Below are 15,634 nucleotides of genomic sequence, written 5' to 3'. Positions count from 1 at the left end.
CTCCCATCTCTATCCTGCGGACGGTTCGCGCCGCCGCGCGGCCGGCTACACCATCAGGAACCCCACCAGCCCCCCGACGACGGTGGCCAGCAGGTTGACCAGGTCGTTGCTGACGACCTGCAGCCCCCGGTGCAGGCGGGTCCGGCTGCCGCACCCGTGCACCGGCCGCTCCGTCTCCTTCCCGCACTGCGGGCACCAGTACACGCCCTGCAGGGTCGCCCCCAGCAGCGAGTCCAGGAAGGAGCCGGCGAGGCCGGCCAGGGTCACCCAGGGCAGGAGGCGCCACCAGCGGGGATCCGCCAGGGCGCCGACCAGGGCGATGAAGAGCCCGCCGCCCACGGCGGCCAGCGTGCCGCCCACGGAGACGGCGCCGCTGGTACCCGGAGGCACGGGCTTGAAGGTCGTGATGAGCCGGGGTGCCGAGCGGGCCAGCACCCCCAGCTCCGTGGCCCAGGTGTCCGCCGCGGCGGCCGCCAGGCTGCCCAGGATGGCGCCCATCCAGGCGGCCTGCCCGGTGGCCGTGTAGGCCACGGCGGCGACCGCCGCCACCACGCCGTTGGCGAGGGCCTGACCCAGGTCGCGCGTGCCGGTCTTGGCGAAGTCGGCCTCGACCACGGCCTTCCGCTGCCGAAACAGCCGGGACAGCAGGCTGCCCGACACGAAGAACGCGACCAGGGCGAGCCCGCCGGGCCAGCCGCCCAGTCCGAACACCGCCGTGCCCGTGAGGATGGCCCCCAGCACTCCGCTGGGTGTGAGGGCGCCCTTCCGCCAGGCGGCCAGCCCGATCAGGGACGCCAGCAGGGAACCCAGGCCCAGGGCCGGCAGGAGGGGCGTGACGAGGTTCAGCCCGCTCCAGACCACGAACCCGGTGCCGAGAGGTACCCAGAGGTTGTCCAGCCCCTTGATGCCCAGCGCCTCCGCACACGATGCGGCCACAGCCCCCAGGAGGGCCAGCCCGGCCAGGGCCGGGGCGGCCAGATCTGGTGCGAAGAGGCGCAGCACGACGAGGAGGGTCGACAGCGTCACGGCGAACATGGCCAGGGAGCCCTCCAGGCTCTTGGTGCGGCCGCCCAGGGTGGCGTACGGCCGTCGCCCGAGGCGCAGCCCCACCGTGGACGCAGCGGCGTCGCCCAGGGTCATGGCGAGCACGCCGCCCAGCATGGCGGCGGGCTCCTCCCAGGCCAGCAGGACCAGCAGCGCGAAGGAGACCGCGAACCAGACGGTTCCCAGGTTGTCCGCGTCGGCCTCCACGGCCCCGAGGAGCCGCCGGCGGTGAACGACCCAGTTGGCCGCGGCGGACAGCGCGGGCGGGACCGCCGCCAGGTAGCGGTTCTCGAAGACCAGCAGCGTGCCGATGATCCACAGACCCGCGCCCACGTGCACCACCTTGCGGGCGATGGGGCGCGGCAGCCCCATGCGGTATCCGACCTCGCCCACCGCCACCACGCCGCCGACGTAACCGAAGGCCAAGAGGATGGCCCAGAGGTCGTTCATCCTGCATTCCTCCTCGCTCCGACAGGAGAACTTCTCTCCAAGCCTGAAACTTACCTGCAGAGAAGATTCGCCGGCTGTCGCAGATCCGCCCTTCGATCGGTCACGCTCCTCATCACATCCCGGAAAGGTAGGTTGGTCGCGATGCAGTGGAAGACCCTGCTTGACCTGTTCATCGGTTTTGGCCGTGCGACGCTCCTGGGGTTCGGCGGAGGGCCGTCCATCGTCCCCCTGTACGAGCACGAGGCCGTGGAAGTGTTCGCCTGGGTGAGCCGGGAAGAGTTCGGAACAGCCCTGGCCATGGGGAACGCGCTGCCCGGGCCCATCGCGACCAAGCTGACCATGTACATCGGCTACCGGGTGGCCGGATGGCCGGGTGCGATCGTCGCCCTGCTCGCCGTGACCCTGCCCGTCGGGCTGATCATGATCGCCCTGGCGGGGCTGATGCTCCGGTTCAAGGACAGCCCGGTCCTGAAGGGGATGGTAAACGGCATCCGTCCGGTGGTCTTCGTGATGCTCGCGATGCTCGCCTGGGACTTCGCCGGCTACGCCTTCCAGCCCAAGGGCACGGGGCTCCTGAGCTGGCTGCCCTTCGGCATCGCCGCCGCCTACTTCATCTCGGTGCAGTACCTGAAGCTCTCCCCCATCTACGGCGTGGTCGCCTCGCTGGTCATCGGCGCACTCCTGCTCCGGTAGCCCGCTGCCGCAGCCCGGCAGCAAATTTCGCCGAAGCGGCAGGTTTCTCGGTCGCAAGGGCGAAGAGGTATGCCGGGTCCGTGACTCTCACTTAGGAGGCTGTCAGACTTGGCCGTTGTGAGCATTTTCGTCGGGAATCTGCCCTGGGCTACCACGGATGAGGAACTGGAGGCGCTCTTCGCCCCGTACGGGGAAGTGAAGCGGTCGAAGATCGTCCTGGACCGGGAGACCCGCCGCAGCCGCGGGTTCGGGTTCGTGGACATGGAAGAGGAGGCGGCCGCCGGGGCCATCGAGGCCCTGAACGGCCAGCCGTACAACGGCCGTGTTCTGACCGTCAACCTGGCCCAGAGCCGCCCGGCTCGCGCGTAACGTCCGGCGCCAATCGCACGGCGGCGCCCCCGGCACATGCGGGGGCGCCGCTTTTGTGTGTGATCCGACTTCCTAGCCCTAGAGGCGTTCCTCGATCTCGGCCCGGCGGGCCTCGAACCCCGGCTTGCCCAGCAGCGCGTACATGTTCTGCTTGTACGCCTCGACGCCGGGCTGGTCGAAGGGGTTGACCCCCAGCAGATACCCGCTGATCGCGCAGGCCTTCATGAAGAAGTAGAGCATGTAGCCGTAATGGTAGGGCGTGAGCTCCGGCAGGGTGAGGGTGAGGTTGGGCACGCCTCCCTCGGTGTGGGCCAGCCGGGTGGCGAGGAACGCGGTGTGGTTCACGTGGTGCAGCGTCTGGCCGCCCAGGAAGCCCAGGCCGTCGCCCTCGTCGCCGGGGGGCAGCGGGATGTCGACGGACGGCCGTTCCACGTGCACCACCGTCTCGAACAGGTTCCGCATGCCCTCCTGGATATACTGGCCCAAGGAGTGCAGGTCGGTGGTGAAGGCCGCGGCGGCGGGGAAGATGCCCTTGCCGTCCTTCCCCTCCGACTCGCCGAACAGCTGCTTCCACCACTCGGCCGTCGCCTTCAGGGCGGGCTCGTAGGTGACCAGCACCTCCGTCGTCATGCCCTTGCGATAGAGGGCGTTGCGGGCGGCGGCGTACTGGTAGCACGGGTTCCGCTCGAGATCCGGGTCGCTGTACGCCGCGGCGGCCGCGGCGGCGCCGGCCATGAGCGCGTCGATATCGATGCCGGCGGCGGCGATCGGCAGCAGGCCCACGGCCGTGAGCACCGAGTAGCGGCCGCCGACGTCGTCGGGGATGACGAACCGGGTGTACCCCTCGGCGTCTGCCAGCTGCTTCAGCGCGCCCCGGGCGGCGTCGGTGGTCGCGTAGATGCGCCGGCGCGCGCCCTCCTTGCCGTACCGGCGCTCCATCCAGTTCCGCAGCAGCCGGAAGGCGATGGCCGGCTCCGTGGTTGTCCCGGACTTGGAGACGACGTTGAGCGATACCTCCCGGTCCTCCAGCACGTCGAGCAGTTCCGTCAGATAGCGCGGGCTCAGGTCGGTGCCGGCGAAGAAGATCTGGGGCGCCCCGCGGCGCTCGGGAGGCAACAGGTTGTGGAAGGCGTGCCCGAGCGCCTCGACGGTTGCCCGCGCCCCCAGGTAGGAGCCGCCGATCCCGATGACCACCAGGACGTCGGAATCGCCGCGAATGCGCGCGGCCGCCTCCTGGATGCGGCGGAACTCCTCGCGGTCGTAGCGCTCGGGCAGGTCCAGCCAGCCGGTGAACCCGGCGCCCGGGCCTGTCCGTTCGTGAAGCATCCGGTGGGCGATCCGGATGGCCTCGGCCTGGTACGTCAGTTCGTGGGGATGGGGACCGAGCAGAGACGGCGAGACGGTGAAACGCAGCGAAGAACTCAACAGGACCCCCTCCAGGCTCCAAGTGTTCAGATCACAGTATACCTGCGGCGCCGCCGGCGAGCCAAGCCTTCGTGTATCCGCGCCGCTCAGAACGTCACCGCCACCACCGCCTCCGGCCGCGCGCACGTCGCGCGGCCCTGCCCGTCCACGATCACCACGGGGTCGGCCAGGATGAGCCGGCCGGTGAGCAGCCGCTGCCCCACCTGCAGCGTCACCGCACGTCCCCGGAGTTCGGCCAGCAGCTCGACGATCGGATCGCGTCCGCCGCTCCGGTCACCCCCGGAACCGGCCGTGGAGCCCTCAACCCGGGAAACAGGCCCCCCGGGAGCGGTCAGCCGGCGCGGTGCGACCAGCATGCCCCTCCGCGCGAAGCGACAGGCGATCGGCACCCCCGCCTCCCCTCCTTTCCCCATTCGGACATCCGCGGGCGGGAACGCATAATGTAAACCTGGGAGGCTGTGCCCCGGCTCTCTCAATCCGTCCCTGAGGAGGAGTCCCCACATGCAGAACGGAACCATCCGCCAGCTGCTGGAGGACCTGCGGGGTGGCGGGTTTAACACGAGCCTGGTCGTGGACGGCGTCGTCATCCGGCGCCAGAAGGTCGTGGCGTTTGACAACGACGTCGTGTACACGGTGGACCGAAACGGCCTGGCCAGGGCCACCCGCATCGATCAGATCGACAGCGTAGACTTCTGAGGCGGGAGGCCGCGTCCGCGGTCCCCCGTTCCATGGTATTCACGCGAAGGGGGAGCCTGCCTGGGCTCCCCCTTCGCCCACCAGGGCAAAACCGGCGGTTCGAAGCTCACCGCAACCCATGCGGATTCGTGCCGTCGGTTCTGCGCTGGTTCAGTGCCGATAGCGGTAGACGATGCGGCCGCGCGTGAGATCGTAGGGGCTGAGCTCCACCGTCACCCGGTCGCCGGGCACGACGCGGATGTAGTGCCGGCGCAGCTTGCCTCCCAGGTGAGCGATCACCTCCGGCTGGTTCTCCAGGTCGAGCCGGACGGTGAAGAAGCCGTTGGACCGGGGCTCGACGATCACGCCATCCACCTCGATCATGTCCGACCGGGCCACGTCCCATCACCTCCTTTCTTTATGTATTATAGCCAGTTTCCTCCGGTTCGTCATCCGGAGTTACAGGAGATTCCAGTAAAGACGTTTCGTGGACCACACCGCGGGATCCGCCTTGTCGCCCGATTTCGCTGCGTGCTACAATGTTCAGCGCCAATCTAGTCGGAGGGGGTTTCACCCTTGGGCCGAAAGTGGGAGAACATCAAGCGATCGAAAGCCAAACTGGACCAGCAGCGAGGGGCGACCTTCTCCCGCATCACGAAGGACATCATGAAGGCCGCCCGAGAGGGAGGGCCCGATCCGGAGACCAACTTTCTGCTGAAGGTGGCGGTCGCCGCGGCCCGCAAGGCCAACATGCCCAACGAGAACATCCAGCGGGCCATCGCCCGCGGGGCCGGGCTGGACAGCGCCGAGCGCTTCGACGAGATCGTGTACGAGGGCTATGGCCCCGGCGGCGTCGCCATCATGATGAACATCGTCACCGACAACCGCAACCGCACCGCGGCAGACGTGCGCCACATCTTCTCCAAGCACGGCGGCTCGTTGGGTGAGACCGGCTGCGTCAGCTGGATGTTCAAGAAGCGCGGCGTGATCGAGATCGACCGGGGCGAGACCCCCATCGGCGAGGACGACCTCATGATGATCGCCCTGGACGCCGGCGCGGAGGACCTGGTCACGGAGGAGGACTCCTACGCGATCTACACCGCCCCGGATGCGCTCAACCAGGTGATGAAGCAACTGGAGGCGGCGGGCGTCCCGGTGGAGAAGGGCGAGGTGGCCATGGTGCCCACCACGACCGTGGCCGTGTCGGGCGAGGAAGCCGAACAGCTGATGCGCCTCCTGGACCTGCTGGAGGAGCACGACGACGTGCAGAACGTGTATACGAACGCCGATATCAGCGAAGCGTAAAGGTGCGGCGGCGCCCCCGGAGTCGGGGCGCCGCCGCGCGTCCGCGGGGCTCAGGCCATCCCCTCGGGTTCCCGGCCCCGCCGGAGCAGGAGCGGCTCACGGCCCGTCCGCCAGACCACCTCGGCCACCGCGGCCACCACCTCCGGCGCCAGGTGCGGCTCCTGGATCACCGCGACCGCCGGCGGCGCCAGGGGCGGGCTGAAGAAGCCCAGGCTGACGACCCGGTCGGGCCGACTGGTGGCGGCCGCCAGGTAGGCCGAGGAGATCGTCGGCGAGCAGGTGGCCAGGATGGCGTGGGCCGGCGCGAAGCTGTCCAGCCGCGCGAACAGCTCCCGCTTGCCCGGCAGGTCCACCGACGACGCCTCGATGACCAGGTCTGCGTCGGCCACCGCCACCTCCGGCACCGCCTCCAGCCGCACCCGCACCGCCGCCAGTTGGGCCACGGAGGCAGCCCCGCCCCCTTCCCCCTGCCGGCCGAGCAGCCGGTCCTGCAGCCGGCGTCCGGCCTCGGCCAGGGCGGCTTGATCGGGCTCGTGCAGGCAGGTGGCGTATCCCGCCCGCGCCATCAGCGCCGCGATCTCCACCCCCGCCACGGTGCCCCCGATGACCGTTATCCGCTCCATCATCCGCACCCGCCCCCTTCTCTGCCCACGGTAAGCCACGGCCCGTCCACACGCCAGATGTATGCTCGCCGATGAACCGGTTATGCCGCGGGTGGCCAAGAGGTCCCCTTCACGGAAGGCGCGCAGGAATTTGCAGGAGTCCAAATCATTTTTGTGGTACCATTGCTATTGCCAAAAAACACGCGCCTTCTGGCGCTGCAGGAGGAGGCAAACCATGAACCGGTTGATGCGGCTCCTGACATCGGGAATCGTAGCACTCATGGTCTCGCTTCTCGCGCTGCCCTCCGGTGCCTACGCCGCGCCGGTCGTGCCGGCCGCACCCACGGACTGCGGCCTGGGCGACCACTGGGCAGCCCCCTATGCCTGCGACCTGATCAGGCACGGCATCATTGAGGAAGCGGCAGAGCTCGACCTGAACGCCGCGCTTGACGGTGCGTCCTTCCGCGACCTGCTGGTCCGGGCGGGCGCCTCCCTGGCCGACGAGGCTGAGGGTCCGCTCACCCGCGGCGAGGCGATCCGCCTGCTCGCCAAGGCCGTCGCCGGCGACCAGCTGGCCGGCGCTGACCTGCGCGTGCTGGAGGGCTACGCGGACGCGGCCGCGGCGGATCAGGCCACCCGCGAGGCCCTGGCGTTCCTGCTGCTGCGCGGCGTCCTGCTGGGCCGCGACACCGGTGAACTGGACCTGGACGCGCCGGTCACCCTGGGCGAGGCCGCCAAGCTGATCAGCCTGGCCGTGCCGGAGCCCCTGCCCGAGGGCACCGACAAGATCAGCCTGCTGGTTTACAGCGACTTCCACGGCCGTCTGGAGCCGAACGGCGCGGAACTGGGCGCCGCCCGGTTCACCACCGCCATCGCCGGCCAGTTGCTGAAGAACCCCAACACCGTCCTGATCGACGGCGGTGACACCTTCCAGGGCACCCCGATCTCCAACCTGGTGAACGGCGCCTCCGTGCAGGATTGGCGCAACAAGGTCGGCGTGAAGGTCGCCACCCTGGGCAACCACGAGTTCGACTGGAGCCAGCCGACCCTGCAGGGACTGCTGGCGACCGCCGAGCATCCGGTGATCGCGGCCAACATCTTCTATGAGGGCACGCAGGATCGGCCTGAATGGGCGGTTCCTTCCACGACGCTGAAGGTGGGCGAGTACACCATCGGCTTCATCGGCATCACCACGCCGGAGACCAAGGGCATCGTGCTCGCGGCCAACGTGGAGGGGCTGGATTTCGTCGATCCGGCGCCGGTGATCAACGAGGAGGCCCGTAAGCTGCGCGAGGCCGGGGCGGATCTGATTGTCGTCGTCACCCACAGCCCGGTGGATCCGGGAGACGAGCCCCTGGAGATCGTCGGCGAGGTGGCGGACTGGATGCCCCGGGTGACGGAGCGGGTTGACGCTGTCACCGGTGGCCACTCCCACAAGCAGGCGGCCGGCTACGTCCTCGATGCCAGCGGCAACCAGGTGCCGGCCGTGCAGTCCGGCCCTCACGGCACCGGCCTCGCCCGCATCGACCTCTACGTGAGCCGTGCCGACAAGCAGGTCACGAAGGCAGCCGTCGAGGTGTGGAATCCGCACCAGGCCCTTGCCCCGACCCCGTGGGCGGCAGATCTCGTGGCTAAGTGGGCCGCCGAAATCGAGCCCATCAAGCAGGTACCGGTGGGCAAGCTCGCCCATGAACTCTCCCGCAACACCGAGCCGTCTGGCGAGAGCGTGCTCGGCGACTTCATCACGGACGCCATGCTGGCTGGCGCGCCCGGCGCGCAGATCGCGGCCCACAACGGCGGCGGCATTCGGGCGCACCTGACCCCCAACGAGGAAGGCATGGTCACCTGGGGCGACCTGTACACCACGAGCCCCTTCGGCAACACCCTGGTGCTGGTCGACATGAAGGGCAGCGAGGTCAAGACCCTGCTGGAGCAGGCGCTGACCGGCTACGTCAGGCAGCTCAGGAACGAAGGCGGCTACCGGCCGCTGCAGGTGTCGGGTATCACCTTCACCTGGGATTACAGCAAGCCTGACGGCGAGCGGGTGGTCGAGATCAAGCTGGCCGACGGCACGCCCATCGACCCGGACGCGACCTACAAGGTGGTCGTGAACAACTTCATGGCGTCGGGCGGCGACGGCCTTACCATCCTGGCGCAGCTCGCGGACAAGCAGGTTGATCTGGGCATCGTCCTGCTGGACGCCCTGGTCGACTACGTCAAGGCCCTGGCTGCCGACGAGCCGCTCTCCTACGAGTTGCAGAACCGGATCCAGGTCATTAACATGCCTTAGCCGGGTCGATGGCCGGGTTTTCCCCGGTCAGGACGACCAGGTCAGCGGGGCTGCCCCGGCAGCGCAAGGTGCCGCGGCAGCCCCGTTCCGCGCCAACGGGCCGTCACGGCCCCTCTCCCTCCCGGCCCGCCCAGGCGTCTTCCGCGCCCTCGACTGCCGGAAGTTCGTCCGCCACGGGATACAGAGGGAGCACGTCCCCCTCCTCCTCCAGGCCCGGGTAGGGGTTCACGTGCACCAGCACGTCCCGGCACCCGGGGACGGCGCGCATCACGGCCTCCTTCACCCGCTTGCCGATCCGGTGGCCTTCGGCCACGGTCAGGCCGGCGTCCACGCTCACCTTGCACTCGGCGTAGATCCCCGGGCCGAACACCCGGGCCCGCAGGTCGCCCACCTCCCGCACCCCCGGCACGGAAAGGGCCGCCCGCCGCATGGCGTCCACCGTCTCCGGCTCCGGCGCCCGGTCCATCAGGTCCCGCACCGCCTGCCAGTACAGGCCAAGCCCCATGCGCAGGATCAGGGCCGACACCAGCAGGCCCATGAGGGGGTCCAGGATGGGGAGCCCGAACCGGCCGCCCAGGGCGCCGGCCAGCGCCGTGGCCGACGCCAGGACGTCGGTGCGCTGGTTGGCCGCGTCGGCGAGCACGGCCTGGCTGCGCAGCCGCCGGCCAAGACGGGCCAGGTACCGGGCCAGCGCCTCCTTGGCCGCGATGGAGACGGCCGTCACCACCGCCGCCGCCAGGCCGACCGGTTCGCCGCCGGCGCGCAGGGCCTGGACGGCGCCCGCAGCGGTGGCCAGCCCTGCGAAGGTCACAAGGATACCCACCAGCTTCGCCGCCACCGGCTCGGCCTTGTCGTGGCCGTATGGGTGGTTCCAGTCAGGCGGCCGCGCGGCGATGCGGCTTCCGCCCATCACCACCAGCGTGGCCAGGATGTCGGTACCGGAGTTGGCCGCGTCGGCCAGGACCGCCGTGGAGCCGGCCAGAAAACCGGCGGCCGCGCGGGCCACGGTGAGACAGAGGTTGACGGCGATGGTCAGCAACCCCGCCCGGTGGATGAGCCGCTGACGCCTGTCCCCCGAAGCACTGGACAACAAGGGGCCCCCTCCCTTCCTTCCGCGCTAGTATGCGCCGGCGGAGGCGAGGGGGCCCGGTTGTGAAGCGTACGTCTACAGCGCCCGCAAGGCCCGGTCGAGGTCTTCGAGGAGATCGTCCACATCCTCCAGCCCGACGTGGATGCGGACCAGCCCCGGGTTCGGCCACTGCTCCTCGGGCGCGCGGTGCATCGCGCCGATGACCGGCAGCCACACCAGGGACTCGTAGCCCCCCCAGGAGACCCCCAGCCGGAAGAGCCGCAGGGCGTCGACGAACCGGCTGACCTGCTTCAGGTCCCCGGTGTCCAGCTCGAAGGAGAGCAGGCCCGACGCCCCCCGCATCTGCCGGAGGGCCAGTCCGTGCTGCGGGTGCGACGGATGGCCGGGGTAGTGGACCCGGGCGACCCGCGGGTGGCCGGCCAGGAACTCGGCAACCCGGCCTGCGCTCTGCTGGTGCTGCCGCAGCCGGAGGGGCAGGGTGCGCAGCCCGCGGCCGATCAGCCACGCCTCGAAGGGGCCGACCACGCCGCCCAGCAGCGGCTGTTCGGCGTCGCCGATGCGCCGGATCCGCTCTGCGGGGCCCAGGACGGCCCCGGCCAGCACGTCCGAGTGGCCGCCGAAGTACTTGCTGCACGAGTACACCACCAGGTCGACGCCCAGCTCCAGCGGCCGCTGAAGCAGCATGGTGGCGTACGAGTTATCGCAGATGGTGGCGATGCCGTGCCTGCGGGCCAGCGCGGTCACGGCCGCGAGGTCCTGGAGCTTCATCAGCCCGGAGGAGGGCGACTCCAGGTAGAAGAGGCGCGTGTTGGGTCGCACCGCCGCCTCCCACTCGGCAGGGTCGCACCCGTCCACCAGCGTGGCCGATATGCCGAAGCGGCTCAGGTAACCGGTGATGAAGGCGCGCGCCGGCCCGTACGCGGTGTCAACACAGACCACGTGGTCGCCGGCCCCCACGCAGGAGAGGATCGCGGCCGAGATCGCCGCCATCCCCGAGGCAAACAGCCGGCATTCCGCCGCGCCCTCCAGGGCCGCCAGTTTCTCCTCCACCACCCGGACGGTGGGGTTCCGCCGCCGCGTGTAGACGTAATGCTCCTGCTCGTCTGCAAAGGCGGCGAGCGCGTCGGCCACGGTGCGGAACACGAACGTCGACGTCTCGAAGATGGGCGGCGCGGCGGCGCCCAGGAAGCGGAACGGGTCGTCGCCGGCGTGTGCGGCCAGGGTCTCCGCGCGGTCGCTGGGAACGGGTGCAGGTCTCTCCATGACGGCTCGCTCCTTATCCCGAAAGATTAAGTATTGAAGTGACTTCGGCAAGCCGCCCGCCCGTTCCTGTGCGGGCAGCGGTCCGCCCCGGTCGCCGTCTGCGCGATACGGCTCGCGGCCGGGGGCGTCCCTGGGGCAAGCTATGGAGTGGCCTCACGCTTATTGGGAGGTGCCAGCCATGTCCGAGATTCTGCCACCCGAGGTCCGTCAGAAGATCGACGAGTGGGAGATCCGGCAGCGGTACAACCCGGTGGACGTGGAGAAGGTGGAAGGGAACCTGCGGATGACCAAGGTCCGCCGGACGATCCCGGTCACCCAGCATTTCCACGCCAACCACCCGGGGGAGACGTCCCGATAGGTCAGGCCGGGCGGAGGGGGCTCGAGCCCCCTCCGCTCACACGCGGTACGTCCGCAGGTACGCCCGGCGCAGCACCACGTCCCACCGCTTCTCCTCCGCCACGTGGAGCCGCTCGTACACGTACCCGGGCAGGCTCACCTGCAGCTCCACGCCGGGCGGGTCCGAACGGAACAGCAGCAGCACGTCTCCGCCGTAGTCGATCTCCTCCACGATCTCGCCGGCCAGCACGGTGTCCCCGGGGGCCCGGAGCGGCCGGTCCTTCCGGACCAGCATGACGTGCTCCGGCCGGATGGCGCAGACCACCCGTTCCCCGGGCCTTGCGTCCCCGGCCGGGGCCAGCAGTTGGTGCGGCCCGACCCGGACCCGGGCGCCCTCGCCGTCGACCGCGGCCACCACCCCTTCGAGCCGGTTGTGAAATCCCATCTGGGCGGCGGCCTCCAAGGTGGCGGGCCGCTGGAAGACCGCCGTGCGGGGCCCCAACTGCACCACCCGGCCCGCTTCGTACACCGCGATGGTCCGGCTCAGCGCGTACGCCTCCTCCAGCTGGTGCGTCACCAGGAGGGTCGGGATCTGCTGCTCGGCCAGCACGGCCAGCAGCTCCCCGTGCAGCGCCCGCCGCGTCGCGTCGTCCAGGGCCGCGAAGGGCTCGTCCAGCAGCAGGACCTCCGGCCGGGTGACCAGGGCCCGGGCGAGGGCGACCCGCTGCTGCTGCCCGCCGGAGAGCTCCCCGGGCCGGCGCGACTCGAGGCCCGCCAACCCGACGGCGGCGATCGCCGCGGCGGCCCGCTCCCGCCGCTCCCGCCGCGGCAGCCGGTGCAGGCCGTAGGCGACGTTCTGCAGGACCGTCATGTGGGGGAAGAGGGCGTAGTGCTGCGGCACATACCCCACCCGCCGGGCCTGGGGCGGCAGGTTGGTGCCCGCCTCTCCATCGAACAGCGTCCGGCCGTTCAGCCGGATGACCCCCCGGTCCGGCCGCACCAGCCCGGCGATCGCCTGCAGCGTCAGGCTCTTGCCGGAACCCGAGGGACCGAACAGGGCGGTGATGTGCGGGCCCGCGGTCAGGTCCACCTGCAGGTGGAACGCGCCCAGCCGCTTCTCGATCCGGCAGGTCAGCACCTCACCTCCCCCTCCCTTCGCCGAAGCCCGTCAGCACCACCAGCACCCCCACGCTCACCAGGCTGATCAGGAGCACCAGGGCATTGGCCAGGCCGTACTGGCCGGACTGGACCGCGTCGTAAATGGCCACCGAGAGCGTCTGGGTACGGCCCGGGATGTTGCCCGCGACCATCAGCGTCGCGCCGAACTCGCCCATGGCGCGGGCGAAGGCCAGCACGGCGCCGGCCAGGATGCCCCGCCAGGCCAGCGGCGCCGTGACCGTGAAGAAGATCGAGAGCTCCGACCGGCCCAGGGTCCGGGCCGCCGCCTCCAGCGCCGGATCCATTGACTCGAATGCCGCCTGCGCGGACCGCACCACCAGCGGGAACGACACCACCGCCGCAGCCAGCACGGCGGCGTGCCAGGTGAAGACCAGCCGGATGCCCATCCCCTCCAGCAGCCTTCCCAGCGGTCCCTGACGGCCGATGAGCAGCAGCAGGTAATACCCCACCACCGTCGGCGGCAGGACCAGCGGCAGGGTCGTCAGGGCCGAGAGGAGCCTCGGGGCGGGGAGGCGCCGGCGGGCGAGGCCGTAGGCCAGGGGCACGCCGGCGAGCGCGGCGGACAGGGTGGCCAGGAAGGCCACCCGCAGCGAGAGCACCACCGGGAACCAGTCGATCGCACCGAGATCCGACATGGGCATCACTCCGCGGGCAGGCCGAACCCGTAACGCTCCAGCACCGCCCGGCCCTCCGGCCCGGTGACCAGCTCGGCGAAGCGGCGGGCCTCCGCCTCCCGCGGGCTGCCCGCCACGATCCCCAGGGTCTGCTCCAGCGGCGCATAGAGCGACGGATCTACGGCCACGAAGGTGATATCCGGGACATCGGCCAGCGAGCGCGGCACAAGCCCCGCGTCCGCGTTGCCGGTTTCCACGTACTGCAGGGCCTGCCGGACGTTCTCGGCCAGCACGAGCTTGGGCTGCAGCGCCTCCCAGAGTCCGGCGCTCTCCAGCGCCTCCCGGGCCGCCCGGCCGTAGGGGGCGTGGTCGGGGTTCGCGACGGCCAGGTGCCGGATCGCCGGGTCGAGCAGGTCCTCCAGGTCGTCCACGGGCGCGGCGGCGCCCGCGGCCAGGACCAGGTGGCCGAGGGCGTAGACCCTGCGGCTGTCGGGCAGGATCGCCCCCGCCTCGATCAGGTGGTCGACGTAGGCGGTGTCCGCGGCCGCGAACAGATCGACCGGCGCGCCGTTCTCGATCTGCCTGGCCAGGCTGCCGCTGGCCCCGAAGGTGAAGGTGACCTCCACTCCGGTCTCCTCCGTGAACAGCTTCCCGATCTCCGAAAAGGCGAAGTGCAGGTCGGAGGCCGCGGCGACCGTCAGCGGGCGGGCCGCGTCCCCGGCCCCGTTCCCCGGGGCCCCGCCGCCGCCCGGTCCCCGCGGCGCGCAGCCCGTGACCAGAATCAGCACCGCCACCAGGCCCGTCAGACGCCGTATCATCTTGCGCCATCTTCCTCCCGGAGTAAGGTCTCTCCCTGCCACGATACCATACCCGCGCCGCCCCGGCACCGCCCGAGCGTGCCACTCCCCGGCTAGAGCGACCGACCGAGGCGCGGCGCACCCCCTGCCGCCGCCCGCATAGGCTGGGGCCGAGGTGGTCCCCGTGCGCATCACGCCCGTGTACCGCGACGTACTGCTCAGCCTGGAGGCGGCTGAGCTGGGCTCGCCCCTGTGGCCGGCCTTCTACCACATGGCGTACCTGCCCCATCGCGCCTACTTCGACGGCCTCGCCGACACTTACGGGCCGCTGCTGATGGGCCAGGGGGGGCTGCCCGGGATCGTCACCCGGCTGGCGCCGGCCCTGCGCCGGGCGCTGGAGCCGGCCCCCGGCTACCGGATGGAGGAGCGGGTCCGGTCCGTCATGGATCGGATTCAGCCGCTGCTTCCCGGGCGTATGCCGCACGTCTGGCTGGCCACGCTGTTCTTCGCCGCCCCGGCCGCGACGATCGCGGTGGGCGGCCGGCCTGCGATCGCCCTGGGGATGGAGCGCTTCTCGCCCGCGCCGCCCCCGGGCCCCCGGTACTGGTACCCGCCGGAGGCCGTGGAGGAGATGGTGCCCCACGAGGCGGCGCACGTCGCGCGCATGGAGGCCCTGGGCCTGCCCCCTTCGCCCCAGCACCTCACCCTCCTGGACATGGTGATGCTGGAGGGCACCGCCCTGCTCTTCACCGACCTCCTGCTCGGACGGGAGACCCTGGCCACGTTCATGGACCCGGACCGGCTGGCCTGGCACCGCGCGCACGACGCGGAAGCGGTGGCTGCGGCCGCCCGGGAGTTCCACGCCGGGGGTCTCACCGTCTTCGCCCGCTACTTCGCCGCGGACGCACCCGTCAGCGGCTACTGGGTGGGCTACTCCCTCTGCCGGCGCTACCTGGACCGACACGGAGCCGGGGCCATGCAGGAGATGCTGTGCCTGCCCTCCGAGGAGATTCTGCGCCGCCTGGGCTGAGCCGGCTTCCGCCGGCCTCCCCGGGGCACAACCCGGGTTGAGATGCGTCCGGCAGGCCGCTATACTGAGGGGGAAAGGGGGTCCTTCGCAGTGGCCGGTGATCGTTGGAAGGGCGCCACAACCGAACGGGGGAAACCGCGGGTCTACATTCAGCAGTACCTCGACCTGAAGCTTCCGGAGGAGCGATACAAGCGGATCTGCCAGGAGATGGGGCTGGAGAAGCCCTTCACCGAGGAAGCGGCGACGGCGGTGATGGAGGCGTATCTCGAAGACCTGGCCGACGGATCCCAATGCGACACGGTGCACCTGCACCGTTCCGGCGGAGACGTGGTCCTCATGACCGTCGTCTCCTTCCCGTACAGTCAGGCCGCTTACGACAGGATGATGGCCGCGTATCTGGCCAAGAAGTCCCTGGGCCAGACCGAATAGCCCGCGCAAGACGAGGAGCCTGCGCTCCTCGCCAGTCTTTTTT

Annotated in this window: 18 protein-coding genes; 8 read left to right on the top strand and 10 right to left on the bottom strand. The window is 70.5% G+C overall.

What is annotated here, in order from left to right:
- Positions 1-45: 45 nt before the first annotated feature.
- Positions 46-1,494: a DUF92 domain-containing protein gene (locus STH_RS05175; protein WP_011195143.1), complete on the bottom strand. Its 1,449-nt coding sequence runs from the start codon at positions 1,492-1,494 to the stop codon at positions 46-48.
- 141 nt (positions 1,495-1,635) lie between these two features.
- On the opposite strand from STH_RS05175, the gene STH_RS05170 reads away from it, so the two are divergent.
- Together STH_RS05170 and STH_RS05165 are read left to right on the top strand one after the other, a co-directional pair.
- Positions 1,636-2,187, top strand: coding sequence for a chromate transporter (locus STH_RS05170; RefSeq protein ID WP_011195142.1), 552 nt, complete (start codon positions 1,636-1,638; stop codon positions 2,185-2,187).
- A 108-nt stretch (positions 2,188-2,295) separates the two neighbouring features.
- Complete coding sequence (locus tag STH_RS05165) at positions 2,296-2,556, top strand: RNA recognition motif domain-containing protein (RefSeq protein ID WP_011195141.1); 261 nt, start codon at positions 2,296-2,298, stop codon at positions 2,554-2,556.
- A gap of 78 nt (positions 2,557-2,634) precedes the next feature.
- Here STH_RS05165 and STH_RS05160 read toward each other — a convergent pair whose 3' ends face one another.
- Together STH_RS05160 and STH_RS05155 are read right to left on the bottom strand one after the other, a co-directional pair.
- Complete coding sequence (locus tag STH_RS05160) at positions 2,635-3,981, bottom strand: glucose-6-phosphate isomerase (RefSeq protein WP_011195140.1); 1,347 nt, start codon at positions 3,979-3,981, stop codon at positions 2,635-2,637.
- An 86-nt stretch (positions 3,982-4,067) separates the two neighbouring features.
- Complete coding sequence (locus tag STH_RS05155; RefSeq protein WP_011195139.1) at positions 4,068-4,370, bottom strand: hypothetical protein; 303 nt, start codon at positions 4,368-4,370, stop codon at positions 4,068-4,070.
- Between the two features lie 112 nt (positions 4,371-4,482).
- Between STH_RS05155 and STH_RS05150 the strand changes: the two genes are divergently transcribed.
- Positions 4,483-4,677, top strand: coding sequence for a hypothetical protein (locus STH_RS05150; protein ID WP_043713495.1), 195 nt, complete (start codon positions 4,483-4,485; stop codon positions 4,675-4,677).
- A 150-nt stretch (positions 4,678-4,827) separates the two neighbouring features.
- On the opposite strand, the gene infA is transcribed toward STH_RS05150, so the two are convergent.
- Complete coding sequence (gene infA, locus STH_RS05145) at positions 4,828-5,055, bottom strand: translation initiation factor IF-1 (protein ID WP_011195137.1); 228 nt, start codon at positions 5,053-5,055, stop codon at positions 4,828-4,830.
- 177 nt (positions 5,056-5,232) lie between these two features.
- Here infA and STH_RS05140 point away from each other — a divergent pair, with 177 nt between their 5' ends.
- Positions 5,233-5,961, top strand: a complete 729-nt coding sequence (locus tag STH_RS05140; protein WP_011195136.1) for a YebC/PmpR family DNA-binding transcriptional regulator — start codon at positions 5,233-5,235, stop codon at positions 5,959-5,961.
- Positions 5,962-6,011: 50 nt separating this feature from the next.
- Here the strand turns inward: STH_RS05140 and STH_RS05135 are convergent, their stop codons facing one another.
- Positions 6,012-6,587: a 3-hydroxyacyl-CoA dehydrogenase NAD-binding domain-containing protein gene (locus STH_RS05135; protein ID WP_050742125.1), complete on the bottom strand. Its 576-nt coding sequence runs from the start codon at positions 6,585-6,587 to the stop codon at positions 6,012-6,014.
- Between the two features lie 211 nt (positions 6,588-6,798).
- Here STH_RS05135 and STH_RS05130 point away from each other — a divergent pair, with 211 nt between their 5' ends.
- Positions 6,799-8,853, top strand: coding sequence for a bifunctional metallophosphatase/5'-nucleotidase (locus STH_RS05130; RefSeq protein WP_043713493.1), 2,055 nt, complete (start codon positions 6,799-6,801; stop codon positions 8,851-8,853).
- 103 nt (positions 8,854-8,956) lie between these two features.
- Here STH_RS05130 and STH_RS05125 read toward each other — a convergent pair whose 3' ends face one another.
- On the bottom strand, positions 8,957-9,943 hold the full coding sequence (locus STH_RS05125) for a cation diffusion facilitator family transporter (RefSeq protein WP_050742124.1): 987 nt from the start codon (positions 9,941-9,943) through the stop codon (positions 8,957-8,959).
- A 75-nt stretch (positions 9,944-10,018) separates the two neighbouring features.
- Complete coding sequence (locus tag STH_RS05120) at positions 10,019-11,206, bottom strand: trans-sulfuration enzyme family protein (RefSeq protein WP_011195132.1); 1,188 nt, start codon at positions 11,204-11,206, stop codon at positions 10,019-10,021.
- A 178-nt stretch (positions 11,207-11,384) separates the two neighbouring features.
- Between STH_RS05120 and STH_RS05115 the strand changes: the two genes are divergently transcribed.
- On the top strand, positions 11,385-11,564 hold the full coding sequence (locus STH_RS05115) for a hypothetical protein (RefSeq protein ID WP_043713491.1): 180 nt from the start codon (positions 11,385-11,387) through the stop codon (positions 11,562-11,564).
- A gap of 36 nt (positions 11,565-11,600) precedes the next feature.
- On the opposite strand, the gene STH_RS16955 is transcribed toward STH_RS05115, so the two are convergent.
- From STH_RS16955 to modA, 3 genes are read right to left on the bottom strand one after another with little or no spacing between them, the layout of a single operon-like run.
- On the bottom strand, positions 11,601-12,680 hold the full coding sequence (locus STH_RS16955; RefSeq protein WP_011195130.1) for an ABC transporter ATP-binding protein: 1,080 nt from the start codon (positions 12,678-12,680) through the stop codon (positions 11,601-11,603).
- Between the two features lies 1 nt (position 12,681).
- Positions 12,682-13,356: a molybdate ABC transporter permease subunit gene (gene modB / locus STH_RS05105; RefSeq protein ID WP_011195129.1), complete on the bottom strand. Its 675-nt coding sequence runs from the start codon at positions 13,354-13,356 to the stop codon at positions 12,682-12,684.
- A gap of 5 nt (positions 13,357-13,361) precedes the next feature.
- Positions 13,362-14,153 (bottom strand): molybdate ABC transporter substrate-binding protein, encoded by a 792-nt coding sequence (gene modA / locus STH_RS05100; RefSeq protein ID WP_043713488.1) that lies wholly within the window; start codon positions 14,151-14,153, stop codon positions 13,362-13,364.
- A 163-nt stretch (positions 14,154-14,316) separates the two neighbouring features.
- Between modA and STH_RS05095 the strand changes: the two genes are divergently transcribed.
- On the top strand, positions 14,317-15,162 hold the full coding sequence (locus STH_RS05095; RefSeq protein WP_043713485.1) for a DUF2268 domain-containing putative Zn-dependent protease: 846 nt from the start codon (positions 14,317-14,319) through the stop codon (positions 15,160-15,162).
- A gap of 90 nt (positions 15,163-15,252) precedes the next feature.
- Entirely contained in the window at positions 15,253-15,591 is a 339-nt protein-coding gene (locus STH_RS05090; protein ID WP_043713483.1) for a hypothetical protein, read from the top strand.
- Positions 15,592-15,634 lie beyond the last annotated feature (43 nt).

The sequence above is a fragment of the Symbiobacterium thermophilum IAM 14863 genome (assembly GCF_000009905.1).
GTDB lineage: Bacteria > Bacillota > Sulfobacillia > Symbiobacteriales > Symbiobacteriaceae > Symbiobacterium > Symbiobacterium thermophilum.
Note: the sequence above shows the minus strand (reverse complement) of the source record. Positions and strands in the feature narration are given on the sequence as shown.